Source organism: Salinicola salarius (assembly GCF_003206135.1).
Lineage (GTDB): Bacteria > Pseudomonadota > Gammaproteobacteria > Pseudomonadales > Halomonadaceae > Salinicola > Salinicola salarius.
In genome coordinates, this window is sequence record NZ_PZJT01000011.1 from 108,183 (window position 1) to 133,301 (window position 25,119).

The 25,119-nt window shown below is 63.2% G+C and carries 17 protein-coding genes; 11 read left to right on the forward strand and 6 right to left on the reverse strand.

Annotated features, from left to right (window positions below; translation table 11 throughout):
* Positions 1-10: 10 nt before the first annotated feature.
* Both DOM32_RS12010 and DOM32_RS12015 read right to left on the reverse strand, forming a co-directional pair.
* Positions 11-460, reverse strand: coding sequence for an NUDIX domain-containing protein (locus DOM32_RS12010; protein WP_071233190.1), 450 nt, complete (start codon positions 458-460; stop codon positions 11-13).
* 143 nt (positions 461-603) lie between these two features.
* Positions 604-1,209, reverse strand: a complete 606-nt coding sequence (locus DOM32_RS12015) for a pseudouridine synthase (RefSeq protein ID WP_110634850.1) — start codon at positions 1,207-1,209, stop codon at positions 604-606.
* 312 nt (positions 1,210-1,521) lie between these two features.
* Between DOM32_RS12015 and clpS the strand changes: the two genes are divergently transcribed.
* Both clpS and clpA read left to right on the forward strand, forming a co-directional pair.
* Positions 1,522-1,851 carry an ATP-dependent Clp protease adapter ClpS gene (gene clpS, locus DOM32_RS12020; RefSeq protein WP_420876623.1) on the forward strand — a complete coding sequence of 110 codons (330 nt, stop codon included), beginning with the start codon at positions 1,522-1,524 and terminating at the stop codon, positions 1,849-1,851.
* A gap of 112 nt (positions 1,852-1,963) precedes the next feature.
* The gene (clpA, locus tag DOM32_RS12025; protein WP_071233187.1) at positions 1,964-4,228 is read left to right on the forward strand and encodes an ATP-dependent Clp protease ATP-binding subunit ClpA; all 2,265 of its coding nucleotides are present in this window, start codon (positions 1,964-1,966) and stop codon (positions 4,226-4,228) included.
* Between the two features lie 182 nt (positions 4,229-4,410).
* Here the strand turns inward: clpA and infA are convergent, their stop codons facing one another.
* The 3 genes from infA to aat form a co-directional block, all read right to left on the reverse strand.
* Positions 4,411-4,629: a translation initiation factor IF-1 gene (gene infA / locus DOM32_RS12030; RefSeq protein WP_013332816.1), complete on the reverse strand. Its 219-nt coding sequence runs from the start codon at positions 4,627-4,629 to the stop codon at positions 4,411-4,413.
* A gap of 279 nt (positions 4,630-4,908) precedes the next feature.
* A complete protein-coding gene (locus DOM32_RS12035; RefSeq protein WP_071233186.1) occupies positions 4,909-5,667 on the reverse strand; it encodes an arginyltransferase in 759 nt (252 codons plus the stop codon).
* The gene (gene aat / locus DOM32_RS12040; protein ID WP_071233265.1) at positions 5,664-6,356 is read right to left on the reverse strand and encodes a leucyl/phenylalanyl-tRNA--protein transferase; all 693 of its coding nucleotides are present in this window, start codon (positions 6,354-6,356) and stop codon (positions 5,664-5,666) included. Before aat ends, DOM32_RS12035 begins: the two co-directional genes overlap by 4 nt.
* A 145-nt stretch (positions 6,357-6,501) precedes the next feature.
* Here aat and DOM32_RS12045 point away from each other — a divergent pair, with 145 nt between their 5' ends.
* The 3 genes from DOM32_RS12045 (at position 6,502) to lolA (ending at position 13,241) form a co-directional block, all read left to right on the forward strand.
* On the forward strand, positions 6,502-8,535 hold the full coding sequence (locus DOM32_RS12045) for a methyl-accepting chemotaxis protein (RefSeq protein ID WP_110634781.1): 2,034 nt from the start codon (positions 6,502-6,504) through the stop codon (positions 8,533-8,535).
* A gap of 211 nt (positions 8,536-8,746) precedes the next feature.
* Positions 8,747-12,430: a DNA translocase FtsK gene (locus DOM32_RS12050; RefSeq protein WP_420876621.1), complete on the forward strand. Its 3,684-nt coding sequence runs from the start codon at positions 8,747-8,749 to the stop codon at positions 12,428-12,430.
* A 154-nt stretch (positions 12,431-12,584) separates the two neighbouring features.
* Complete coding sequence (gene lolA, locus DOM32_RS12055; RefSeq protein ID WP_071233184.1) at positions 12,585-13,241, forward strand: outer membrane lipoprotein periplasmic chaperone LolA; 657 nt, start codon at positions 12,585-12,587, stop codon at positions 13,239-13,241.
* A gap of 95 nt (positions 13,242-13,336) precedes the next feature.
* Here lolA and DOM32_RS12060 read toward each other — a convergent pair whose 3' ends face one another.
* Positions 13,337-14,689: a replication-associated recombination protein A gene (locus tag DOM32_RS12060; RefSeq protein ID WP_110634784.1), complete on the reverse strand. Its 1,353-nt coding sequence runs from the start codon at positions 14,687-14,689 to the stop codon at positions 13,337-13,339.
* A 303-nt stretch (positions 14,690-14,992) separates the two neighbouring features.
* Here DOM32_RS12060 and DOM32_RS12065 point away from each other — a divergent pair, with 303 nt between their 5' ends.
* The 6 genes from DOM32_RS12065 to DOM32_RS12090 all read left to right on the forward strand — a co-directional run bounded on the left by DOM32_RS12065 (position 14,993) and on the right by DOM32_RS12090 (position 24,974).
* Positions 14,993-15,535 carry a hemerythrin domain-containing protein gene (locus DOM32_RS12065; protein ID WP_110634856.1) on the forward strand — a complete coding sequence of 181 codons (543 nt, stop codon included), beginning with the start codon at positions 14,993-14,995 and terminating at the stop codon, positions 15,533-15,535.
* Positions 15,536-15,664: 129 nt separating this feature from the next.
* Entirely contained in the window at positions 15,665-16,564 is a 900-nt protein-coding gene (locus DOM32_RS12070) for a LysR family transcriptional regulator (RefSeq protein WP_110634787.1), read from the forward strand.
* Entirely contained in the window at positions 16,557-17,414 is an 858-nt protein-coding gene (gene murI, locus DOM32_RS12075) for a glutamate racemase (RefSeq protein ID WP_110634790.1), read from the forward strand. The genes DOM32_RS12070 and murI overlap by 8 nt, the downstream gene beginning before the upstream one ends.
* Positions 17,415-17,448: 34 nt before the next feature.
* The gene (gene trmA, locus DOM32_RS12080) at positions 17,449-18,573 is read left to right on the forward strand and encodes a tRNA (uridine(54)-C5)-methyltransferase TrmA (protein WP_110634793.1); all 1,125 of its coding nucleotides are present in this window, start codon (positions 17,449-17,451) and stop codon (positions 18,571-18,573) included.
* 207 nt (positions 18,574-18,780) lie between these two features.
* Positions 18,781-23,598: an NAD-glutamate dehydrogenase gene (locus DOM32_RS12085; RefSeq protein WP_110634796.1), complete on the forward strand. Its 4,818-nt coding sequence runs from the start codon at positions 18,781-18,783 to the stop codon at positions 23,596-23,598.
* Between the two features lie 227 nt (positions 23,599-23,825).
* Entirely contained in the window at positions 23,826-24,974 is a 1,149-nt protein-coding gene (locus tag DOM32_RS12090; RefSeq protein ID WP_071233178.1) for a hypothetical protein, read from the forward strand.
* Positions 24,975-25,119: the final 145 nt, after the last annotated feature.

A 25,119-nucleotide genomic window follows, 5' to 3' on the forward strand; every position in this document is an offset into this window, starting at 1 on the left:
GGGACCGGTCTCAGCGCTCGCGAATGAGATCGAGCGGGTAGCGGCGGCCGTCACGCGCGTCACGCAATCGCTGCATCACCACCGGGCTGCGCAGGCGGCGGCTGCGATCGAGATCGTCGATTTCGTCGTAGGTCAGCCAGTGAGCGCCGATGATCCCCTTGTCTAGCGGATTGCCCAGATGCGCCAGCGGCAGGCTGATGAAGGCGTGGCTATGGAACGTGAGGCCATCCGAAGTCTGGTGAACGTAGAGTCCCAGGTAATCGGTGATGGCGATCTGCCAGGCGGACTCTTCGCGAACTTCGCGTTCGGCCGCGGCGATCAGGCGCTCGCCGCGCTCCAGATGACCGGCAGGCTGGTTGAACAGACTGAACGGCCCGCCGCGATCCTCTTCCACCATCAGGTAACGACCGGCCCGTTCCACGATCACGGCAACGGTCACGCGGGGTGTCCAGCGATTCATTTCTTCATTCTCCCAACTCGGTGCGCGGCCCTCGACACCGGGCCACGGGGTTCAGCCGATCATACCCGGTCTGGGGCAATTCGAAAGCCCGCGGTCGGAAGAAGGGCTGCGCCGCGAGGGCCGGAACGGGAACGGTATGGCGGTCATCGAGTGCGCCGTGGCTTCGATCGTGGGTTCCGGTCCTGTCGCGGTGAGCGCTTGCGGGGGGTGTTCACGGTCTCGCTGCGCCAGCCTCCGGGCTGCAGATCGCCCAGTCGCCATGGACCGATGGCGGCGCGAATCAGGCGTAGCGTCGGGTGGCCGACATGCGCCGTCATGCGACGTACCTGTCGATTGCGCCCTTCGCGCAGCTCGATTTCCAGCCAGGTCGTGGGGATGGACTCCCGATAGCGAACCGGCGGGACCCGTGGAGCGGGCTCTGGCCGGGTCAATCGTCGAACCCTGGTGGGCCGGGTCGGGCCGTCTTTCAGCGTGACGCCCTGTCGTAACGCCTCGAGCGCAGCGTCGTCAGGCGTTCCCTCGACCTGCACCCAGTACTGCTTCGGTAATTTGTGACGGGGGTCGCTGATATGGTGGATCAGGGCGCCATCGTCGGTCAGCAGCAGCAGGCCTTCGGAGTCGTAATCGAGGCGTCCGGCTGGATAGACGTCGGGAACCTGCAGATAGTCGGCCAGGGTGGATCGCCCTTGATCATCGGTAAACTGACAGAGCACATGATAGGGCTTGTGCAATAGATAGATTCGACTCATGCCGGGTCGCCAACGCTCCTCTTGAATAGCCGCGACGGTGATATCGCGGCCACGATGCCATGGCGGTAGCGGCCTGTCGCGACTATTTTCAGTGAAGGCTTGCATACGGGCTCTATCGGCCGCATCTTCAGGGAACCTCGGGCCTTCGATGGTATCCAATACCTGACCCAGTCCCAACTTGATGTACCCGACCCACTTGATGTACCCGAGCCGATGCATCCAGGGACTCATCCAGATCGTGCCAACAACCGTATGTCAGAGATCGTAGATAGAGTGTCGTTGTACCTTTCCAGGGAGCCGGCGCGCATGGGTATGACACGCCCTCCCGACCCTGATCACGAAGAGCAGGGCGATGTCGCCGAGCAGGTGTCCGACCCGCAACTGGCGCCGCCGCCGATGTACAAGGTCGTGCTGTACAACGATGACTACACGCCGATGGAGTTCGTCGTCGAGGTGCTGCAGCGGTTCTTCGCCATGGATAGCGAGAAGGCGGTTCAGATCATGCTGGCCGTCCATACCCAGGGAAAGGCGACCTGCGGCATCTTTACCCGCGATATCGCGGAGAGCAAATGCCATCAGGTCAATGAATATGCAAGAGAGTGCGAGCATCCTCTCATGTGTGACGTGGATGCCGCAGAGTAGGACGCGGACACACATCGTCGACGCTTTTGTCTTCGAAGACTTGCGAAACCGCTGTTTGTGCCCGATTGTGAAAGTGCCGACCGACGCCCTCAGTGGCTAAAAGGGGACTGCCATGTTGAGTAAAGAACTTGAACTCACCCTGAACACGGCCTTCACCGTGGCGCGCTCCAAGCGACACGAGTTTATGACCGTGGAGCACCTGCTGCTGGCGCTTCTCGATAATGCCTCGGCAGCCGATGTGCTGAATGCCTGTGGGGCGAATCTGGAAAAGCTTCGTGCCGATCTGCAGGATTTCATCAATTCCACGACGCCGCTGATTCCCGAAGAGCAGGACGATCGGGAAACGCAGCCGACGCTGGGCTTTCAGCGCGTGCTTCAGCGTGCCGTTTTCCACGTCCAGTCTTCCGGCAAGAGCGAGGTGACCGGCGCCAATGTGCTGGTGGCGATCTTCTCCGAGCAGGAGAGTCAGGCCGTCTATTTCCTCAAGCAGCAGAGCGTGGCCCGGGTCGATGCGGTGAACTACATCGCCCACGGCATTTCCAAGGTGGCCGGTCATGGCCAGGCCCAGCAGCCTTCCCAGGAGTCCGAGGAGGGCGAAGAGGCGGCCACCGAGAACGGCCAGAGCCCGCTGAGCAACTACGCCACCAACCTCAACGATCAGGCCCGTCTGGGCAAGATCGATCCGTTGATCGGACGTGACCACGAACTCGAGCGTGTGGTGCAGATCCTGGCACGCCGACGCAAGAACAACCCGCTGCTGGTGGGTGAAGCGGGTGTCGGCAAGACCGCCATCGCCGAGGGGCTGGCCAAGCGTATCGTCGAGGAGGACGTGCCGGACGTTATTGCGGATGCGGTGGTCTATTCGCTCGACATGGGCGCATTGCTGGCCGGCACCAAGTATCGGGGCGACTTCGAGAAGCGCCTGAAAGGGCTGTTGGCCGAGCTTCGCAAGCAGGACAACTCGATCCTGTTCATCGACGAGATCCATACGGTGATCGGCGCGGGCGCCGCTTCCGGCGGGGTCATGGATGCGTCCAACCTGCTCAAGCCGCTGCTCTCTTCCGGTGAGCTGCGCTGCATCGGTTCGACCACGTTCCAGGAATTCCGCGGCATCTTCGAGAAGGATCGGGCACTGGCGCGTCGTTTCCAGAAGGTAGACGTGCCGGAACCGACCGTCGAGGACACCATCCGCATCCTCAAGGGGCTGCGCGGCCGCTTCGAAGAACATCATCAGTTGAAGTACACCGACGGTGCGCTGGAAAGTGCCGCGCGGCTGGCTGACCGGTATATCAACGATCGTCATCTCCCCGACAAGGCGATCGACGTCATCGACGAAGCCGGCGCGCATCAGCGTCTGCTGCCGCCGGAGGCGCGGATTGCCACGATCGATGTCGATCAGGTCGAGGCCGTGGTGGCTTCCATCGCGCGGATTCCGCCCAAGAGCGTGTCCAGCTCGGATCGCAAGCTGCTCTCCAACCTGGAGCGCGATCTGAAGATGCTGGTCTTCGGCCAGGATGAGGCGATCACCAGCCTGTCCGCCGCGATCAAGCTGTCCCGTGCCGGACTCAAGTCGCCGGACAAACCGGTGGGCAGTTTCCTGTTCGCCGGGCCGACCGGCGTCGGCAAGACCGAAGTGGCACGGCAGCTGTCCCATCTGATGGGCATCGAGCTGGTTCGCTTCGACATGTCGGAGTACATGGAGCGTCACACGGTATCGCGCCTGATCGGCGCCCCGCCGGGATACGTGGGCTACGATCAGGGCGGTCTGTTGACCGAGGCGATCAACAAGCAGCCGCATTGCGTGCTGTTGCTCGACGAGATCGAGAAGGCGCACCCCGAGGTCTTCAATCTGCTGCTGCAGGTCATGGACCACGGTCGCCTGACCGACAACAACGGCCGCGAGGCGGACTTCCGCCATGTGATCATCATCATGACGTCCAACGCCGGAGCCGAGCAGATCTCGCGTCGTTCGATCGGGTTCCAGACGCAGGATCACTCTACCGATGGCATGGAAGTGATTCGCCGAACGTTTACGCCGGAGTTCCGTAACCGTCTCGATGGGATCATTCAGTTCCACGGCCTCGAGCCTTCCATCGTCCGCAACGTGGTCGACAAGTTCCTGGTCGAACTGCAGGCCCAACTGGACGAGAAGCGCGTGCAACTCGACGTCGACGAAGACGCTCGTGTCTGGCTTGCCCAGAAGGGTTACGATCCGGAGATGGGGGCGCGGCCGATGGCGCGCGTCATTCAGGAAAAGCTCAAGAAGCCATTGGCAGAGATGATCCTGTTCGGCGATCTGGCCGACAACGGCGGCATCGTGCACGTGCGGGTCGAAAACGACGAGCTGCAGCTGGAGACCGAGGCCGAAGTCGCCTGACGGCGCAACGTCTCGATCCCGCGGAAACGATAACGCCTCGCCATGGCAACATGGCGAGGCGTTTTTCGATTCGTGTCATCTCATCTCACCCGTCTGACGCAAGACTACGATGTCAGATGTTTTTTCAGGATGACGGGCAAGGCCGCCAAAGCAGGGCGGGAAGCGCGAGATGGGCTCGCGAATTAGCGCGAACGGTAGACGATGCGGCCTTTGGAGAGGTCGTAGGGAGTCAGCTCTACCTTGACCTTGTCACCGGTCAGGATGCGGATGTAGTTCTTGCGCATCTTGCCGGAAATGTGGGCGGTCACGACGTGGCCGTTTTCCAGTTCAACGCGGAACATGGTGTTGGGAAGCGTGTCGACGACCACGCCTTCCATTTCGATATGATCTTCTCGTGCCATATAGGCGATCCCTCTTGAACGTTGTGAGCATGGGCTTGGTATGAGGGCCTGGCATGGCGCCGCACGGTCGTCAATCGACGTGAGATAACGCGAATGGCAGTGTTGCCATCCACGTCGTCATCTATCAGCCGCGCTTGGGCCTCTGAAGTGCGCGATATTATGGGCCATCTCGTCAGGGAAGGCAAAAATCCCGCTTGAAATCGCGCTAAAAGGCCATTCGGGGAATGACGCTGTCGTTCGTCGACATGCAAAGTTGCCCGCGCCGGGTTCCCTGCGCTTCTAGGAAAATGCTGTTGCCGGGATCACGCGTTGCCAGCGGCCGCCGCTGAGATACTCGAGTGGCTGGTAATCCTGCTTGTAACGCATTTTCTGGCACGCCTGGATCCAGTAACCCAGGTAGACGTGGGGGAGGTGGCGCTTACGTGCCAGCTCGATCTGGCTGAGGATGGCAAAGCTGCCCAGCGAGCGCCGCTCGAAAAGCGGATCGGGATCGAAGAAGGTGTAGATCGCCGACAGGCCATGGCTGAGCATGTCCGTGGCAGCGACTGCCATAAGATGATCACCCAGTCGACATTCCAGCAGCTTGGCGAACGGATGGGTCTGGGCCAGAAACATCCGGTACTGCTCCCGGCTCGGCGGGAACATGTCGCCATCCGCATGCCGGGCGCGAATATAACGGGCGTAGAGAGCATAGTGCTGCTCGTCGAATTCGGCCGGTCGCAGTCTGAGTGTCAGATCCTGGTTGCGATTGATCAGCTTGCGCTGCGTCCGCGATGGGGTGAAGTCGTCGACCGGGATTCTGACCGAAGTGCACGCGCTGCAGCTCTCGCAGTGGGGGCGATAAAGGTTGCTGCCGCTGCGCCGAAAGCCCAGTAGCGTGAGCGCATCGTAAACCTCCGGGGCGACCGTCTCCTGAGGATCGAGAAATAGGGTCGTTGCCTCCCGCCCCTCCAGGTAGCTGCAGGGGTGGGGAACCGTCAGGAAAAAACGAAGATCGCGTGCCTGACGCTGCGGGTTGCTCGCATTGTCGCTGCTCACGTTGACTCCGTCGGCCAGAGGCTGGCCGGGTTGGGTGCGTTGACGTTCTTCTCAAGGTAGTCGAGGAATGTCTCCCGGGCGATGTCTCTGGCACCCATGCTGGCCAGATGGGGCGTATGCATCTGGCAGTCAATCAACGCGAAGTCGTGACGCTGAAGGTGTCGCGCCAAATGCACCAGCGCTACCTTCGAAGCATCGGCAACCTGGCTGAACATCGATTCGCCGAAAAAGACGCGCCCGATCGAAAGCCCGTACAACCCGCCGACCAGCGTCTGCGCCTGCCAGACTTCGACGCTGTGCGCATGCCCCAGGCGGTGAAGATCCACGTAGGCTTTCCGCATGGCGTCGTCGATCCAGGTTCCTTCGGCATCGGCGCGGGTTTCGGCGCAAGCGGCGATGACACGCGGGAAGGCACGGTCGAAGCTGACTTCGAAGCCTCCGTTGCGCAGTCGTTTGTCCAGACTTCGGCGGACGCGTATCTCCTCAGGGAACAGCACCATACGTGGATTTGGCGACCACCACAGAACTGGCTGGCCCTCGGCATACCAGGGGAAGATGCCCTGTCGATAGGCACACAACAGCCAGTCGGAGCTCAGCGCGCCTCCTGCGGCTAGCAGACCGTCGGGTTCATCGAGCGCCTGGGAGACTGGCGGGAAGGCGACGATATGTGGCGATAACCAGGGCAGCATGCGTTTGGCCGGACAAGAGAGCGGCCAACAGCATAGCAAACCTCGAAAGGTGTGATGCCTTTTGCATCTTTCGTCGCGAGTGTCATCAAGATTGTCTTCGCCGCCGCCGATAAGGGCCTTGATTCCTTCAATCTCGGAAACCACCATGGCTGCATTTCGACAGCGCCTTCGCCGTGCCGGCATCGGTACCAAACTGGCCCTTATCGTTGCCTTTCTTCAAGCCGCCGTGCTCATGGGGCTGGCCTTCGCCATGGCCCAGGCGAGTACGACGCAACTGCGCGAAGCCACGACGCATGAATTGAAAACCCAGCAGGATTCCATCGGCGGCATGTTGTCGCTTTTCAATTACAGCCTGCAGCAACAGGCAGATCGGTTCCTGAAGATTCTGTCGGATCAGTATTCGGGGCGCTTCGCATTGAGCCCTGACCAGCTCATCGAGGTCGCGGGGCGTCAGACGCCGACGCTCAAGGGTGGGCTCGAAGTTCTCAACGACAACACCTGGAAGCTCGATCGCTTCACCAATCAGACGGGTACGCCAGCGACGATCTTCGCGCGCGACGGGGACGATTTCGTGCGCATTTCCACGTCTCTCAAGAACGAGAACGGCGAGAGAGCGATGGGAACGTTGCTCAGTCGGGGCTCGAAGAGCTACGCCAGGCTGATGGAGAATCGACCTTACACGGGTCTTACCACGCTTTTCGGCACTCCCTATATCACCAAGTATCAGCCCATTCAGGATAAAGATGGCAAGGTCGTCGGTGCGATGTTCGTGGGCGTGGATGTCAGTGCCGAGATGGCTCAGGTCCAGGATCGCATTCGTAAAACGGGCATCGGTGATGCTGGCTACACCATGCTGATCTCGGCAGTCGGTGACCAGCAGGGAGAGGTCATCGCCGGTGGGCCCTACGAGGGGCAGAACGTATTGAATGGCGAGATGGGAGATCTTTTCGCACCGCTGTTCGAGGCGTCATCCGGCGAGGTCGAGTATACCGCCAGTAGTGGCGAAGGGCGGCTAGTGCTCTACTCGCGCTATCCCGAGTGGCAATGGGTCGTGGCCGGTTCGGTCTCGGTCGATGAAATGCAGGCAGGAGTGATGGCGGCGCGGGATCGCTTCCTGCTGATTTCGCTTGCGCTGGCCGCGGCGCTGAGTCTGGCGCTTTACTGGATCGTCAAGCGGCTGGTGACTCGGCCCATGAATCGTGCTGTCGGCCTGGCCCGGGCGCTGGCGGAGGGAGATCTGTCACAGCGTATCGAGACGCGACGGCATGATGAAATCGGACAACTGGTCGCTGCCATGAATGGCATCGGTGATGGACTCGAGCGCATCGTGGGGCAAGTACGTACTGCGGTTGCGCAGACCGAGAGCCATACCCGGGAGCTGACCTCCGGCAACACCGAGCTGGCATCGCGCACCGAATCCCAGGCGGCGAGCCTCGAGCAGACCGCCGCCAGTACCGAAGAGATCAACGCGACGGTTCGTCAGAATGCGCAACGGGCGCAGGAAGGCGATGAACAGGCACAGCGAACCGTGGCGGCAGCGGGTGAGGCGCAGAGCACCGTCGAGGCAACGGCAGAGGCAATGCAGCGCATCGTCGGCATGGCGACGCAGATATCCGAAGTGGTGGGCGTGATCGACGGCATCGCCTTCCAGACCAACCTGCTGGCGTTGAACGCCTCCGTCGAAGCCGCTCGGGCCGGCGAGCATGGCCGCGGTTTCGCCGTGGTGGCTCAGGAAGTCCGGAGTCTGGCGGAACGCTGCACGACCTCGGCGCAGGAGATCAAGGCGCTGATCGGCAAGACCGTCAGCGAGGTCGACAGTGGCAACCTGCGCGCCGCCGAGGCGGGGCAGCGGGTCACCGAGATCGTGTCCCAGGTCGAGCGCATCAGCACGTTGATTTCGGAGATCCGGCTGGCATCCGAAGAGCAATCCCACGGTATCGAACAGATCAATGTGGCGATTTCGCAGATCGACGAGACCACTCAGAGCAATGCCGCGCTGGTGCGCCAGTCCAGCGTATCGACCCGACAATTGAACGAGCAGAGTCGGCAGTTGGCAGAGACCGTTTCGCTGTTCCGGTTGCGTAGCACACCGCAGAGCCAGACAGAAACGCCTGCGGCTGTCTCGCGTTCGGCCGAGACAGGGCGGCGATTGACGGCCGACGAGCCTCTGCCGAGTTGATCTGGCGCCACGCAGATCATGAGTTTCATGACCTGCGTGCGCCCCCTGTGATGTCGGCGCGGCCCCCGGTATGATGGCGGGTTGAAGAGGTCGGGCCCATCAGCGGTTCGGCCGTTGATCGTCAATGCCGCGAGCGGAATGGAATGCCGCCAGCGGCGTGGCTGCCGATCGTGTTACGCCACGCCGGATCGGGCGCGAGGGGGTTGATCATTTGAGTGCCAAAAGTTCGGCCAAGAGTTCGGCCAAGAAAGGCCGTCGTCCACTAACGCAAGCGCAAGCCAAGGAGCAGGCCCGCCACGTGATCATGCGCCTACAGGGCGTGACTCGCGAAGGTGCCGTGATTCTGTTGCTTGCCATCTGCGTGTTCCTGCTGTTGGCGCTGTTCAGCTACACGCCGACGGACCCGGGCTGGTCCCATAGCGGGCCGGACCAGTCGGTTTCCAACTGGATGGGCAGGATCGGTGCCTGGCTATCCGATGTGCTCTATTCGCTGTTCGGCGCCAGTGCGCTGTGGTGGCCAGGCATGTTTGGCCTGGGCGCCTGGCGACTGATGCGTCAGACCCAGGTGCAGATCGCCTGGGACCCCATGGCGCTCGCCGTTCATACCGGCGGGCTCGTGCTGCTGTTGATGAGCACGACCACGCTGGGCGACCTGCATTTCTACAACGCTGCCAGCGATCTTCCCAACCAGGCGGGCGGCATTCTCGGCCGTGGTATCGCCGGTTCTCTCGGCTCGCTGGTCGGTGTGCGAGGCACCACGCTGATCGCCATCGCGGCATTCATGTGCGGCTTCACGCTGTTTTCCGGCATGTCCTGGTTGACGGTGATGGATGAGCTTGGTAGCTCGCTCAATCGGCTGTTCCATTGGACGAAAGCTCGCGCTGGCGAGCGTCGCGAGGCTCGGGAAACCCGTCGCCTCGACAAGGCCGAGGCACGCAGTGCGGCCGCCGATGACGCGGCAGCGGCGGACGATGCCCTGGACGAAGAAGACGCGCCGCGCCGGAGCGCGTGGTGGGCCAGGGTGCTGCCCTGGAACTGGCTGCCCTGGAACAGGGCGCCGGATCTGGAACAGTGGGAAGACGAAGACGCGTACGCCGATCGACCAGTCCGGCAGGAGCCTGCCTGGGAAAGCGCCGTTGGGGCGGCCACCGACGGAGGCGAGCGTCGCGACACCTCGATGTGGCGTCATGACGGTCGTACGGATATTCCGTGGGATGTTCCGGCGCGAACGCCGTCTGCCAAACGGCCTGAAGCTTCCTATACCGCTCGCCAGCAGCGTGACGAAGCCCGCGAACCCACGCTGGGGCGGCTACCGGGCGAGGAACCCGACGTACCGCAGCGAACGGCGCCTGCCCCTCGCCTTGGAGGCGAGGTCTCGGCACGGCAGCCATCTTTCGCCGAGCCAGGGCCGGGCAGAATATCGGCAACCGATGATTCGACGAGTGCCGTCGCTGCCTCGTCGGCGATCTCGGCCGCCGAGGCTCGGGACAAGCCGGATGCCGGGGAGGAATCCCGGCCGGAAAGCGCGCCGTTCCGTGCCGATGTCACCCGGCGACGCATTCCCGATGCCTTTCAAGCGCCAGCAGGCGAGCCTTCGCCCATGTCTCCGACTCTCCGGGACGACACCGACGAGCGCCAGCACGGTGAGGCGTACCGGCACGGCGAAGCGTTCCGGTACGGCGAAGAGCCCCAAATTGACGGCGAGAGCCGCCAGCCGCAGGAACCCGCGCAGAGCGAGCCTTCGCTCTCCGCAAGCGACGAGGACGCGCCGACCCAGCAGTGGGGAATTCGCGCGGAACGCCAGGAGCCGATGTCGAATTGGGGGTCCGTAACGGCCTCCCAGGCCGACGAACCGGCAATGGATACTGAAGCACCGGTCATCGACACCGAAAAATCGATAACCGATATCGAAGGATCGGCAATGGCGTCGGACGAGGCGTTCTCGTCCGAGCCGGCAGACGTTCAGCCGCGACACTCGGGCATCAATTGGCGGGAAGTCGAAGCGGACAGCGGCGAGATACCCTCGGAGCCGATGATCTCTTCATCGCCAACGCCATCACCATCATCAGTGCCAGCGCAGGAACCTAGCCGTTCAGTTGCCGAGCGAACACCGCAGCGTCAGGAACCGCGCTTCGATATCGAGGACGATCAGGTATCCGTGAGCGGCGGCGACAGGCGCGAGAGCAGAGGCGAGAGAGGCGAAAGCATGGCCGCCGGGCTCTCGGCGGCGCCGCAGCCTTCGCCAGCGCCGACGTCGACGCCCCCGAGCGAGGGGCGGCTGGCGACGGCGGCCCAAGCCAGGGCTGCCGCCGATGACCAGCCGACACTGTGGACCGTCGAGCACCTGCAGAGCCAGCGCCCGGTCATGGACGATCTGCCGGAGCCGAGCGGCGATCTGCCGTCGATCCGCCTGACCACGCCCGCCGATCCGGAGCAGCCCAACTATACGCCGGAGCAGCTGGCCGACATGGCCGATCTGCTCGAGATGCGGCTGCGCGAATACGGCGTCAAGGCGGAAGTGGTCGAGACCTGGCCGGGGCCGGTCATCACCCGCTTCGAGATCCGCCCGGCGGCCGGCGTGAAGGTTTCCAAGATCAGCAACCTGGCCAAGGATCTGGCACGCTCGCTGATGGTGAAGAGCGTGCGCGTGGTCGAGATCATTCCCGGCAAGCCGACGGTGGGGATCGAGATTCCCAACCCCAACCGGGCCATGATTCGCATTCGCCAGGTGCTGGATTCCGACGTCTACCAGAACGCCGAGTCGCCGGTCACGCTGGCGCTGGGGCAGGACATCGGCGGCAAGCCGGTAGTCGCCAACCTCAACAAGATGCCTCACCTGCTGGTCGCCGGCACCACCGGCTCCGGTAAATCGGTGGGGATCAATACCATGCTCGTGTCGATGTTGCTCAAGGCAACGCCGGACGAGGTGCGCATGATCATGGTCGATCCCAAGATGCTCGAGCTTTCCGTCTATGACGGTATTCCGCATCTGCTGGCGCCCGTCGTCACCGACATGAAGGAGGCAGCCAACGCCTTGCGCTGGTGCGTTGCCGAAATGGAGCGGCGCTACAAGCTGATGGCGGCCATGGGCGTGCGCAACATCGCCGGCTTCAATGCCAAGCTCGACGAAGCCGAAAGTCACGGCGCCCAGGTGCAGGACCCGCTGTGGGAGCCGCAGCCCTGGGAAATGCACGAGCAGCCGCCGGTGCTCGACAAGCTGCCGTACATCGTGGTGGTGATCGACGAATTCGCCGACATGTTCATGATCGTCGGCAAGAAGGTCGAAGAGTTGATCGCCCGCCTGGCCCAGAAGGCGCGTGCGGCCGGTATCCACCTGATCCTGGCTACACAGCGGCCTTCGGTCGACGTGGTGACCGGGCTGATCAAGGCCAATATCCCGACGCGCATGGCGTTCCAGGTGTCGTCCAAGATCGATTCGCGCACCATCCTCGATCAGGGCGGGGCCGAGAATCTGCTGGGCCACGGCGACATGCTCTACCTGCCGGCCGGTGCCGGCATGCCGCAGCGTGTGCATGGCGCCTTCGTCGATGACGACGAGGTGCATCGCATCGTCGAGGACTGGAAACGTCGTGGCGAGCCCGAGTACATCGAGGAGATCCTGTCCGGCGGTGTCTCCGCCGATGCCCTGGCCGGGCTCGAGGCCGATGGCGGCGGCGATGGCGAAGACGCCGAGCAGGATGCGCTCTACGACGAAGCCGTGCAGTTCGTCACCGAGACGCGCCGCGCCTCCATCTCCGCCGTCCAGCGTCGCTTCAAGATCGGCTACAACCGCGCTGCCCGACTGGTGGAAGCGATGGAGCAGGCCGGTGTCGTCTCCTCGATGGGCACCAATGGCTCGCGGGAGGTTCTCGCGCCACCGCCGGTCGGCCATTGATCGAGAGCTGACGGCCACGGGGTGAGGTAAACCCTGTGGCCGTTTTGCTGTCTCAGCAATGACCACAATGTTTTCACGTCATTACCACAATGATTCCACGCCATTGATCCACGATCGTCGATGAGAGTTCGACGATTCACGATAAGGAATGCCCATGCGCAAGATGAAGAGGTTGGCTTTCGCCGGATCGCTGTTGCTGGCGCCGGTGTTGATGACGCAGACCGCGCTGGCGGACCAGGCTTCCGCCGACCGCCTGACCCATCTGCTGGAGCCGCTGAAGACCTACTCCGCGGACTTCGAACAGCAGATCCTGGATGCCTCGGGTTCGAGCCTGCAGGACACCAGCGGGCACATGTGGTTGTCGCGTCCCGGGCATTTCCGCTGGGAAGTGAACGAGCCGTACCGCCAACTGGTGGTCTCCGACGGCAACGAAGTCTCGCTCTACGACCCGGATCTCGAGCAGGTCACCATTCAACCGCTGGACGATCGCGTCACGCATACGCCGGCGCTGCTGCTCTCCGGAAGCGCCTCGGAGCTCTCCGACAATTATGACGTGTCCCGTCAGCAGCAGGGCGCCAGCGAGACCTTTACCCTGGTCCCGCAGGCCAACGATACCCTGTTCGAACAGCTCAAGCTGACCTTCTACAGCGAGAAGCTCGATGCGTTGCAGATGACCGACAGCACCGGCCAGCGCACGGCCATCGACTTCGACAACGCGCAGACCAATATCGATATCGATCCCGCCCAGTTCCAGTTCCAGGCGCCCGAAGATGCCGACGTGATCCGCGAGCAGGCGCCCGCGACGCCCTGACCCTCTCGCTTTTCGGTCGACTCGCCCCCGTCGTGTCCGTCACGGCGGGGGCGGATGCGTTTCAGGAAGCAGGCTGTCGGGGGTAGGTTCGCCGGTCAGGACTCGTTGTCCGCCTGCCGATCCAGTTCGGCACGCCATGCCTGCATCTGCTGGAAGCGTTTCTCCTGGCCGTAGTCGCTGGGGTCGTAGAAACGCGCGCGGGGCAGGTTCGGCGGCCAGCAGTCATGTTCGGTGCCGGCGGGGTAACCATTGGGTTCGTTGTGGGCATATCGATAGCCGTCGCCGTAACCGAGCGACGACATCAGTTGGGTAGGCGCGTTGCGCAGGTAGACCGGCACTTCCAGGTCGGGATGCGCGGCGACGAACGCCTTGGCCTGGCTCCAGGCCTGGTCGATTCGATTGCTCTTGGGGGCGATCGCCAGGTGGATTGCGGCATGGGCGATGGCGCGCTGCCCTTCGTAGTCGCCCAGTCGCAGATAGGCGTCCCATGCCGCCATGACCAGCGGTAGCGCGCGGGGATCGGCGTTGCCCACATCTTCCGAAGCAATCGCGGCCAGGCGCCGGACGATGTCCAACGGATCGCCGCCGCCGCTGATGAACTGGGCGATGTACAGCAATGCCGAATCGGGGCGCGAAGAGCGCACCGACTTGTGAATGGCCGAGAGCAGGTCGTAGTAGTGCTCCCCCTGCTTGTCGAAGGCGGCGGCCTGGTGACCGATCACTTCGATCACGGCATCCCGATCGAGATGTTCGCCATGCTCGTCGGCCTTGGCGAAATCGCAGGCGGTTTCCAGCAGGCCCAGGGCGCGGCGGGCATCCCCGGACGCTGCGCGGGCGAGGATCGAGAGCGTCTCGTCGCTGGCGCGGATGTTGCGCGCACCCAGGCCCAGCGTCTCGTTGCCGAGCGCGCGCTTCAGGACCGTGATCAGCTCGCTCTCGTCGAGTGTCTTCAACACGTAGACCCGGGCGCGGGAGAGTAGTGCCGAATTGACCTCGAACGACGGATTCTCGGTAGTGGCGCCGATCAGCGTGAGCAGGCCGGATTCGACATGGGGCAGCAGGGCGTCCTGCTGGCTCTTGTTGAGACGGTGGATCTCGTCGAGAAAGAGCAGGGTCTGGCGTTCGCGCATCTGGCCTTCCCGCGCCCGCTCGACAGCTGCGCGGATGTCCTTGACGCCGGCCATGACGGCAGACAACTGCTCGAGCCGGGCGCCGGAGGCTTCCGCCAGAATTTCGGCCAGCGTCGTCTTGCCGACGCCCGGCGGCCCCCACAGGATCATCGAGCGCACGCTGGCGGTTTCCGCCATGCGCCGCAGCGGCTTGCCGGGCCCGACCAGGGCCTGCTGCCCGACGTAGTCCTCCAGCCGGCGCGGCCGCATGCGGTAGGCGAGAGGGGCGTTGTCGGTGCGGGAGGCACCTCGAGAGGTGTCTTCGGCAAAAAGGTCCATGGCATCTTCCAGGCTGGCTGACGGCAGCGAAACGGTACATTTCGCTACAGCGATTCAGACGTTAGGCGTAGAGCGTTTATCGTAAAAACCGCTAGGGTATGAAATTCTAGCGTGTCGTCGATTGCCGACCCAACCGATCCTTGGCAGGCACAGGCGGCACGCTGACACTTGGACATTGGCACTTGGTGGCGAAGTCCAGGACAGTATGCGTTCCAGCGCAACCATGGCAACAAGCACTACACTAGGCTGACAAGGCGGTGTTAACCGACATCGCGCTTCACGGACAGGAGACACACCATGCCCATGCTGACCCAATTGCGTCAGGACCATGCCAACATGGCGCGCCTGCTGCATGTGTTGCAACTCAAGCACAAGACGCTGGCTGACGGTGATCGCCCCGACTTTCGTCTGATTCGGGAAGTCGTGGATTATATCCTCGACTACATGAACGGCTTCACAATCCCGCTGGAGCGTATCTGCAGCGATCGACTGGTGGCCCGGGAATCCCGGATCAACGAACTGACCGAGCGCCTGGCCAGCGATTATCAGCACCTTCATCAGCAGTTGATGCGGCTCTCCCAGGACATCGACATGATTCTCATGGACGGGGTAATGCCGATGGACAAGTTCGCCGACGATCTCAAGGTCTATCTCGAAGCGCACCGGGCCTACCTGCGGGCCGAACGTGAAGAGCTGTTCCCGCTGATCCGGGAGCATTTCGACGAAGACGACCTGGCACGGCTCGCCGCCGAACTGCCTGCACAGGCCGGCGCCGAACTAGCGCGGTTGCAGGAAGCCTATCCGGAACTGTACACCGAATTTCGCGAGGCACCTTCGCCACTGTAGCCCCGGCGTGGCTCGATTTCGCCGATTCCCCGTCCTGCCTGCCCTGTCTTGCTCCCGACGACGATCGCCACTGCGCGATCGTCGTCGCTTGCGTAGAATGATCCCCTGAAAACGGTGGCAGGGGGCAGGATGGATCGGCTGCAAGCGATGCAGGTTTTCCGTGCGGTGATCGAGGCCGGCAGCTTCGCTGGCGGTGCCCGGCGCCTGGGTGTTTCCAATGCCATGGTCAGCAAGCAGGTCTCGCGGCTCGAGGAGGCCCTTGGTGTCCGCCTGCTGGTACGGACCACGCGCCGCCTGCAATTGACCGCGGAAGGAGAGCGCTACCTGACGACAGCGACCCGCCTGCTCGACGAGTTGCAGGAGCTGGAGGCGGGAATCGGGGAGCAGCGCGGCGAGGTGCGTGGCCGCCTGCGTCTTTCGGCGCCGGTGGACTTCGGCGCCCGCTCGCTGATGCCGGCGCTGCAGGCTTTCGAGGCGGCGCATCCTGCGGTGTCGCTGGATCTGGTGCTGGAAGACAGACGCGTCGACCCGCTGGCCGAGGATTTCGATCTGGTGGTGCGTATCGGCGAGCTGGAGGATTCCGGTCTGATCGCCCGTCCGCTGATGCGGATGCCGTTGCACCTCTACGCGTCGCCGGCCTATCTCCGCCGTCACGGGACACCGCAGCATCCCCGCGATCTCAAGAATCACCGGTGCCTGCACTACACCTTGTCGCGGCATGGGCTCTACTGGCCGTTCTGGGTCGATGGCGAGATCTATCGCTGGCGATTGCAGCCGGCGTTGTCCTGCAACAACGGGCGGGCGCTGGTGGAAGCCGCGGTGCTGGGCATGGGGCTGACATTGAAGCCGGCCTCCTTGGCGGCGTCGGAAGAGCGTACCGGCCAACTGGTTCGTGTGCTCGAGGCGTTCGAGATGCCGCCGCTCGATGTCCATCTGCTGTATGCCGAGCGCGACTACATGCCGGCCCGGTTGCGGGCCCTGATAGATGCCTTGCTCGACTACTTCGGAGACGATCGGCAACATGATTGATGCGCTGATTTTCGACTCGGGCGTCGGTGGCCTCTCGGTCAGCACCGACATTCGGCGGCGGATGCCGTGGCTTTCGCTGGGCTACGTCTGTGACAATGCCGCATTGCCTTACGGCACCAAGGATGACGCCTGGCTGGTGGCTCGAATCGTCGCCGTGTGCGAAAGCGCCTGCCGGCAAGCCCGCCCTCGCGCGCTGGTGATCGCGTGCAATACCGCCAGCACCTTGGCGCTGGAGGCGCTGAGAGCGCGGCTGTCGATACCGGTCATCGGTACGGTCCCGGCGATCAAGCCGGCGGCCGAGACGACGCGAAGCCGCACGATCGGTCTGCTCGCCACCCGCGCCACCGTCCGCCGCCCTTATCTGGATCGACTGATCGACGACCATGCGCGGGGCTGTCGTGTCATACGGGTGGCGGCGGACACGCTGGTCATCGAAGCCGAACATCTGCTCAAGGGGCAGGCGGTCGATCCAGCCAGGGTTCGCGAGGCCATCGCACCGCTCAGGGCGGTGGAGAATATCGACGTCGTCGTGCTGGGCTGTACCCATTTTCCCCTGCTGCGCGATTATCTCGAGCCCTTGCTGCCGTCGGGCGTTCGCTGGATCGATTCCGGGGCAGCCATCGCCAGGCGTCTCGAGTCCGTGCTCTCGGAGGCTCCGGCGCGAGCTGATCGATCGACGCCGGCCGCCGCTGTCGAGGCGGGAAGGGGCGCCACCCCTTCGCCGGATGCCAGCAGCTGGGCGACGGCCGCCTCGGCGCCGGGACTGGCATCGGCGCTGATGCGTTTCGGTCACGCGCCGCCCGCGATGCTCGAGATCGCCTCGCCAGCCGTTGCCGTTCACGTTTCATGAGTCATTGCGCTATTTCTGCCTGAGGATTTCTGGTTTGGTGATTTTCGATATCGACCCTTCCCGCTACGACGCTCAGCTCGAGGCCAAGCGCGAGCGCATCGAGCGCCAGTTCGCCCGCTTCTCGCCACCGCCGCTGGAGGTGTTCGCGTCGCCGCCGTCGCACTACCGCATGCGCGCCGAGTTCCGGGTCTGGCACGAGGGCGACGATCTCTACTACGCGATGTTCGAACCCGATCCGGAGGCGCCGCGTCATCGGGGCCGGGTCGCGCAGCGTGTCGTCCGGGTCGATCGCTTCCCGGTCGCCAGCGAGCGCATCAACGAACTGATGCCGCAGTTGCTGGACGCGATTCGCGACGAGCCATTGATGCGGCGCAAGCTGTTCCAGGTCGAGTTCCTCACCACTCTGAGCGGCGAGGCTCTGGTCACGATGATCTACCACAAGGCGCTGAACGATGACTGGGAGGCACGCGCTCGCGAGCTTCAGGCGCAGCTCGGCGTGTCGTTGATCGGGCGCTCCCGCAAGCAGCGGCTGGTGCTGGATCGCGACCACGTCTGGGAACGGCTCGAAGTGGACGGCCGGGAACTTCGCTATCAGCAGGTCGAGAACAGCTTCACCCAGCCCAATGCCCAAATCTGCCGCTCGATGCTGCACTGGGCGCGCGACGTGACGTCGGACAGCCAGGGGGATCTGGTCGAGCTCTACTGCGGCAACGGCAACTTCACGGTGGCGCTGGCGGAGAACTTCCGCCGCGTGGTGGCCACCGAAATTTCCCGGACATCGGTCGCCTCCGCGCAGGCCAATCTCGAAGCCAACGGCATCGACAACGTGCACGTGGCGCGGATGTCGGCCGAGGAGTTCGCTCAGGCGCTGACCGGGGAAAAGCAGGGCCGTCGCGTCGCCGCCATGCAGCTCGACGAGTGCGAGTTCTCCACCGTGCTGGTGGACCCGCCGCGGGCCGGGCTGGATGCCGAGAGTTGCACGCCGCTGATGCGCTATCCCCGCATCGTCTATATTTCGTGCAACCCCGACACCTTGGCCGTCAACCAGGAACAGCTGAGCCAGACCCATCGCGTGGTTCGCATGGCGCTGTTTGACCAATTCCCCTGGACGGACCACTGTGAGTGCGGGGTTCTGCTGGAGCGTCTGCCGGCAGCGTGATTCGAGCCACCGTTTGCCAGTGATCTGGCTGTAACGGCGAGCGTTGTCAACTGCCGGGGTGCGCATAGTAGTGCCGCCGATGATGCATAACCGACATGCGTCATGACGAAGCTTCACTTGTGTAGGGCGCCATGCGGCACTGGCGTAAGCTTCCAGTCTATTGAATGTGGCCGCCATGTTGACGGTCGATGCCAGCCGAGGTGATAGATGCAACACGTCGCGATCGAGGGAAAAACGGAATTCCTGGAACAGCTGCAGGAAAAGCTTTCCAAGCGTCTCCCCGAGGATAAGGTCAAGCGGATAACGGCGTTCGCCGAAGATCTCTACGCTACCGCGCCGTTCGAAGAGGCCGCGGATCGACAGCTGGACGATATCTATGGCGCGACATTGGCGGCATGGCATTTCATGCGCACCTTCGATCCCGACGAAGCCAAGGTGCGTGTTTTCAACCCCAACTTCGAAACCCACGGCTGGCAGTCTCCGCATACGGTGGTTGCCGTATTGCACGAGGACATGCCGTTTCTGGTCGATTCGGTCCGCATGGAGCTCAACCGCCGGGGGCTGACTCTGCACGCGATCCATAACGCCGTGCTGGCGGTCGAGCGCGATGCTCGCCACCATGCCACGCGAATTACCGGGACGCGCGCCCAGCAGGCGCCGGAAGCGCGCGAGTCGATCATTCTGATCGAGGTGGATCGTCATACCGATGGCGAGACGCTGTCCGACCTCGAGCAGGGGTTGCGCGACGTGCTGCTCGACGTGCGCACCGCCGTGGCCGATTTCGACCCGATGTGCGACAAGGTTCGCGACGTCATCGAGGCGCTGGAGAGCCAGCAGGCGGGCAGCGTCACGGCGGTGGATCGCAAAGAGACCGTGGCCTTTCTCAAGTGGCTGCTGGACGAGCATTTCACGTTTCTCGGCTACGCCGAAAGCCGCTTCGTCGGCAGCGGCAAGAACGTCCACAGCGAGCGGGTGGAAGGCAGTGCCCTCGGCGTGCTGAAGCTGGACCAGCCGCGCTACCAGGAGCCCGTGCGATTCGAGAAGGACGAAGAGTCGGCGCTGCTGCATTTTGCCAAGAGCGCCTACCATGCGCGCGTGCATCGCCCTACCTACCCCGATTACATCGCCATCACGCGCCACGACGGCAAGGGCAAGGCGATCGGTGAATGGCGCTTCTTTGGCCTGTTCACCTCGCTGGTCTACAACGAGTCGCCGCGAACCGTGCCGATCCTGCGGCGCAAGGTTCAGGCGGTGATCGACGCCGCCGGGGTCAATCCGAAAGGGCACAACGGCAAACTGCTGTTGCAGGTGCTGGAAGTACACCCGCGGGACGATCTCTTCCAGAGCTCCACCGAAGAACTCAGCCGGACCGCGTTCGGCATTCTCAATATCCGCGAGCGTCGCCGGGTGCGCCTGTTCATCCGCGAGGACCGCGCCGGGCAGTTCTACTCCTGCCTGGTGTTCGTGCCGCGGGACATCTTCTCGACGGATCTGCGCCTGCGCATCCAGAAGCTGCTGTGCGAGGAGCTCGACGCGACCTTCGCCGACTTCAACCCGTATCTGTCCGAGTCGATTCTGGCGCGTATCCAGTTCACGCTGCGCTTCAACGGCGACAAGCCGGTGAACTTCGACAGCCGCGCACTGGAGAAAAAGGTCATCAATCTGGCGCGCAACTGGCGCGAGGACCTGCATGCGGCGCTGATCGAAAGTTTCGGCGAGGAAGCGGGCAATCGTCGGGCACAGGCTTTTCGCGATGCCTTCCCCAGCAGCTACCGGGACGACTTCTCGGCGCGTACCGCCGCCAACGACATTCGCCATCTCGAAGCGCTCGATGACGGTGCCCCGATCGGTGTCAGTCTCTATCATCTGGCCGAGAGCGCGGCGGAGAGCGTCAATCTCAAGCTCTACCACCAGGATACGCCGGTTCCGCTCTCCGACATGCTGCCGGTGCTGGAAAATCTGGGCTTGCGTGTCATCAGCGAGCGGCCCTACCGCATCGCGAGCGGGCAGCAGACCTACTGGATCCATGATTTCACCTTCGAATATCACGGCCAGGGCGAAGTCGATCTCGGCAAGATGCGTGACAACTTCATCGATGCCTTCACCAAGATCTGGGTGGGCGATGCGGAGAACGACAGCTACAACCGCCTGATCATCGGTGCCGATCTGGATTGGCGTCAGGTGGCGGTCCTGCGGGCGTATGCGCGCTACATGAAGCAGTTGCGCATCGGGCTTTCCCAGGCTTACATCGCCAATACCCTGGCGGCCCATGCCGATATCACCCGGGGGCTCTCGCGGCTGTTCACGCTGCGTTTCTCGCCGGAGGGCGATAAGCGCGACGAGCAGTGCCAGCAATGCATCGACGAGCTCAATGCGATGCTCGATCAGGTCGCGAGTCTCAACGACGATCTGCTGCTGCGCCGCTATGTCGATCTGATCCAGGCGACCGTTCGCACCAACTATTTCCAGCCGCGCGAGGATGGCAGCGTCAAGGAGTACATCTCGTTCAAGCTGGAGCCCAGCAAGGTGCCGGGCATGCCCAAGCCGCGGCCGATGTTCGAGGTCTTCGTCTATTCGCCGCGGATGGAAGGCGTTCACCTGCGCGGCGGCAAGGTGGCCCGTGGCGGCCTGCGCTGGTCGGACCGCAACGAGGATTTCCGCACCGAGATCCTGGGCTTGATGAAGGCGCAGCAGGTCAAGAACTCGGTCATCGTCCCGGTCGGGGCCAAAGGCGGCTTCATCTGCAAGCGGATGCCGGAAAACGCCGATCGCGATGCGATCCAGGCCGAAGGGATCGAGTGCTACCGTACCCTGATCCGCGGCTTGCTGGACATCACCGACAATCTCGACGGCACCACCGTCGTGCCGCCGCGCTCGGTCGTGCGCCACGATCCGGACGATCCGTACCTGGTGGTCGCCGCCGACAAGGGCACGGCCACCTTCTCCGACTACGCCAACGCGATCTCGATCGAATACGACTTCTGGCTGCGGGATGCCTTCGCCTCCGGCGGTGCCCAGGGCTATGACCACAAGGGCATGGCGATCACCGCCCGTGGTGCCTGGGAATCGGTCAAGCGCCATTTCCGCGAGATGGGGCTGAATACCCAGAAGGACACGTTCAGCGTGCTGGGTATCGGCGACATGGCCGGCGATGTCTTCGGCAACGGTATGCTGCTCTCCGACAGGATCCTGCTGGTGGGCGCGTTCAACCACCGCCATATCTTCGTCGACCCCAGTCCCGATGCTGCCAAGTCCTTTGCCGAGCGCAAGCGTCTGTTCGCGCTGCCGCGTTCGAGCTGGTCGGACTACGACGAGAAACTGATCTCGGAGGGCGGCGGCGTGTTCTCCCGGGATGCCAAGTCGATACCCATATCCGCAGCGATGAAGAAGGTCTTCGGCATCAAGGCGGACAAGCTCTCGCCCAACGACCTGATCAACGCGATGCTCAAGTCGCAGGTCGATCTGATCTGGAACGGCGGCATCGGCACCTACGTCAAGGCCTCCAGCGAGAGCCACGCGGATGTCGGCGACAAGGCCAACGATGGCCTTCGCATCGACGGTCGCGAACTCAACTGCCGCGTGGTGGGCGAGGGCGGCAACCTGGGGCTCACCCAGCGGGGCCGAATGGAAGCCGCGGAGAAGGGCATCCGGGTCAATACCGATTTCATCGACAATGCCGGCGGGGTCAACTGCTCGGATCACGAGGTCAACATCAAGATCCTGCTGGACGGTATCGTTCAGCGTGGCGACATGACCGAGAAGCAGCGCAATCAGCTGCTGGTTGAAATGACCGAGGAGGTCGGCGAGCTGGTGGTGCGCGATAACTACCGCCAGACCCAGGCGCTGTCGCTCTCCGAGTTGCAGTCGAAGGAGGGGCTCGGCCCGTACCGCCGATTCATCAACGAGCTGGAAGCGGCCGGCAGCCTCGACCGCGAGCTCGAGTTCCTGCCCACCGACGAACAGCTGATCGAACGCAGCAATGCCGACGGCGGCCTGACGCTGCCGGAGCTGAGCGTGTTGATTTCCTACGCCAAGAGCACGCTCAAGAGCGATCTGATCGCGGCCGGTCTGCCGGCGGACGGGCAACTGCAGCAGCATGTGACCAAGGCGTTCCCGACGACGCTGGCCGAACGGTATCCGGACGATCTTCATGAGCACCGTCTCAAGCGGGAGATCGTGGCGACCCAGATCGCCAACGATCTGGTCGACCACATGGGCATCACTTTCGTGCGCCAGTTGCGCGATTCCACCGGTGCTTCGCGAGTCGAGATCGCCCAGGCGTACGTCATCGCCCGTGACAGCTTCGGTCTCAACCCGCTGTGGGAGCAGATCGAGGCACTGGATTATCATGTCGACAGCCAGACGCAGTACGCGATGATGCTGGATCTGATGCGGCTGTTGCGTCGTGCGACGCGCTGGTTCCTGCGTCATCGCGGGTCGCTCGGGGTCAAGGAGTGCGTCGAGCAGTACGCGCCGCAGCTGGCGCAGTTGAAGGAGGATATCGGCAACCGTCTCAGCGGCGACGAGCGCGAGGCCTGGAGCACGCGGCGCGATGAGCTGGTCAAGGCGAAGGTGCCGGAAGCGCTGGCATCGGTCGTTGCGGCGGCCTCGAGCCTCTACGCCGGGCTGGGCATCATCCAGGCGGCGCGAACCAGCGGTGACAAGATCCAGCGGGTCGCCGAGACCTACTATGCCATCGGTCAGCGTCTGGAACTGCCGCGGATGATGCAGCAGATCAATAGCCTGGAAGTCCGCGACAGCTGGCAGGCGCAGGCGCGGGAAACGTTCCGCGACGATCTCGACCGCCAGCAGCTGGCGCTGACGGTCAAGGTGCTGGGGATGACGGACGCCCCGCGCGAGATCGAGCCCAGAGTGGCGCATTGGCAGGAGCAGCACGCGCCGCTGTTCGAACGCTGGAATGCGCTGCTGGCGGAAATCGGAACGGGAACGCAGATCAGCTTTCCGCTGGTCGCCGTCGCGATCCGCGAACTGGTCGATCTTGCCGAGAGCGAAAGCGAGGGCTAAGGTGGCCTGCAGGCCGGGCGGCAGCCATGTCGCCCATGCCGGATGGAGGCGACCTGTCTGCCCGTAGCACCTTCGAGCGCAGATTCGCGTTCCATCGAGTCATGATTTATCTAGCTCGAGTCATGATTATCTAGCGCAAAGATGCTCTCCGGCAGCCTTTAAGGTGCGTCGGGGGGTGTCTCTGTTATGCTTGGCTCCGATTCGGTCGCAGAACGCAGAGAGGCCTCATGAAGTATCGCGTATTTTCCACCTTGTTCGTGGCATTGAGCCTAGCCGGTGCCAGTACTCAGGTCCTGGCACAGAGCGAGGCGCTGAAGGATGCCCAGGAAGCGGCCAGCAAGGTCGACCTGACCAAGTTCTTCAAGTCCAGTTCGGATGCACATAGCCGCAGCTTCTTCTTCGGCGGTCTCCATCAGCACCCGTTCACCGTCGACGAAGCGGGCCGTTACCAGTTCACCAGCTCGATCCTCCCGGGCGAGTCGGATGACTACAAGATTTCCGCCAAGCTGGTGGACAGCAACGGCAACGTGTTGGCCAGCGGTTCCGGACTGGGTAATACCGGTGGTCTCGAGATGACGGAAACGTTAGAGCCGGGCGATTACTCCCTGCAGGTCTCGGGCCAGAAGTTCGGCACCACCAAGACCGGTGGCAACAGCTTCAATATCGATGTCGCGCGACTCGATGCCAGCGGTAGGGTGGTGGCCAGCGACGCAGGTGGTATGGATGACGGCGGCGGCATCATGTTCGGCGGCCCTGGCGCCAGTGGCCGGACCACGGCCTTCGTCGACGAGAGCGACCAGGTGGCGACGTTGAGCGCACCGGGACGCAAATCCGCCGACGAACTCGCTGTGGCCGGCAATAAGAACGGGGCAGCCAGCGGGCCCGACTTTGGCACCGGCAATACCGGGGAAGCCTCGAGGCCGCCGGCCACTCGCAATGATAACGCCGGTGCGCCCGGCAACGGCGTGGCAATGGCGGCGGCTGCCGTCGACGACGCGACGTCCGATTCGCCGCGCGCAGGTCGCCCGCCGGAGCCGCAGATGCCGGACGCATTCGACGAGATCGTCGCCGATATCAAGGTGCTGCAGGAAGGCGAGGTGCTGAGTTTCGACGTCGCCGAAGCGGGCACGGTCTCGGTCACCAGCTCCACCTTCCCCGGCAACGAAGGCACGTATCGTCTGCAGGCGAAGGTCCTCGACGCCAACGGCAACACGGTCGCCAGCGACGAAGGTTCACTGGCGGTCGGCGATTTCGATATCGAAACCGTGCTGCAGCCCGGTCGTTACCGTGTCTGGGTCAAGGGGCAACGATTCGGTTCCGCCATGAACGCTGCCAACAACTACACGCTGCGGGTTCAGCAACTCGATACCCAGTAATCGTGTGGCACGGAATTGCCCGGCGTCTTGGCGCCGGGCTTTTCGTATCTGCTTGTGTGCATGACCGTTTTTCCCATTCTCTTTCTCGACGCGTCTAACCGCCTCGATGCTGCGAACTACCTCGGCGCTCGAAGCCGTCAAAGGT

Excerpts from the sequence above, each read along its gene's own strand:
- DOM32_RS12070 (WP_110634787.1), top strand. The coding sequence starts at position 15,665 with ATGGATCGGCTGCAAGCGATGCAGGTTTTCCGTGCGGTGATCGAGGCC.
- lolA (WP_071233184.1), top strand. The coding sequence starts at position 12,585 with ATGCGCAAGATGAAGAGGTTGGCTTTCGCCGGATCGCTGTTGCTGGCG.
- DOM32_RS12060 (WP_110634784.1), bottom strand. The coding sequence starts at position 14,689 with ATGGACCTTTTTGCCGAAGACACCTCTCGAGGTGCCTCCCGCACCGAC.
- DOM32_RS12045 (WP_110634781.1), top strand. The coding sequence starts at position 6,502 with ATGGCTGCATTTCGACAGCGCCTTCGCCGTGCCGGCATCGGTACCAAA.
- DOM32_RS12085 (WP_110634796.1), top strand. The coding sequence starts at position 18,781 with ATGCAACACGTCGCGATCGAGGGAAAAACGGAATTCCTGGAACAGCTG.
- DOM32_RS12090 (WP_071233178.1), top strand. The coding sequence starts at position 23,826 with ATGAAGTATCGCGTATTTTCCACCTTGTTCGTGGCATTGAGCCTAGCC.
- murI (WP_110634790.1), top strand. The coding sequence starts at position 16,557 with ATGATTGATGCGCTGATTTTCGACTCGGGCGTCGGTGGCCTCTCGGTC.
- DOM32_RS12015 (WP_110634850.1), bottom strand. The coding sequence starts at position 1,209 with ATGAGTCGAATCTATCTATTGCACAAGCCCTATCATGTGCTCTGTCAG.
- DOM32_RS12065 (WP_110634856.1), top strand. The coding sequence starts at position 14,993 with ATGCTGACCCAATTGCGTCAGGACCATGCCAACATGGCGCGCCTGCTG.
- clpA (WP_071233187.1), top strand. The coding sequence starts at position 1,964 with ATGTTGAGTAAAGAACTTGAACTCACCCTGAACACGGCCTTCACCGTG.
- DOM32_RS12010 (WP_071233190.1), bottom strand. The coding sequence starts at position 460 with ATGAATCGCTGGACACCCCGCGTGACCGTTGCCGTGATCGTGGAACGG.
- infA (WP_013332816.1), bottom strand. The coding sequence starts at position 4,629 with ATGGCACGAGAAGATCATATCGAAATGGAAGGCGTGGTCGTCGACACG.
- aat (WP_071233265.1), bottom strand. The coding sequence starts at position 6,356 with ATGCTGCCCTGGTTATCGCCACATATCGTCGCCTTCCCGCCAGTCTCC.
- clpS (WP_420876623.1), top strand. The coding sequence starts at position 1,522 with ATGACACGCCCTCCCGACCCTGATCACGAAGAGCAGGGCGATGTCGCC.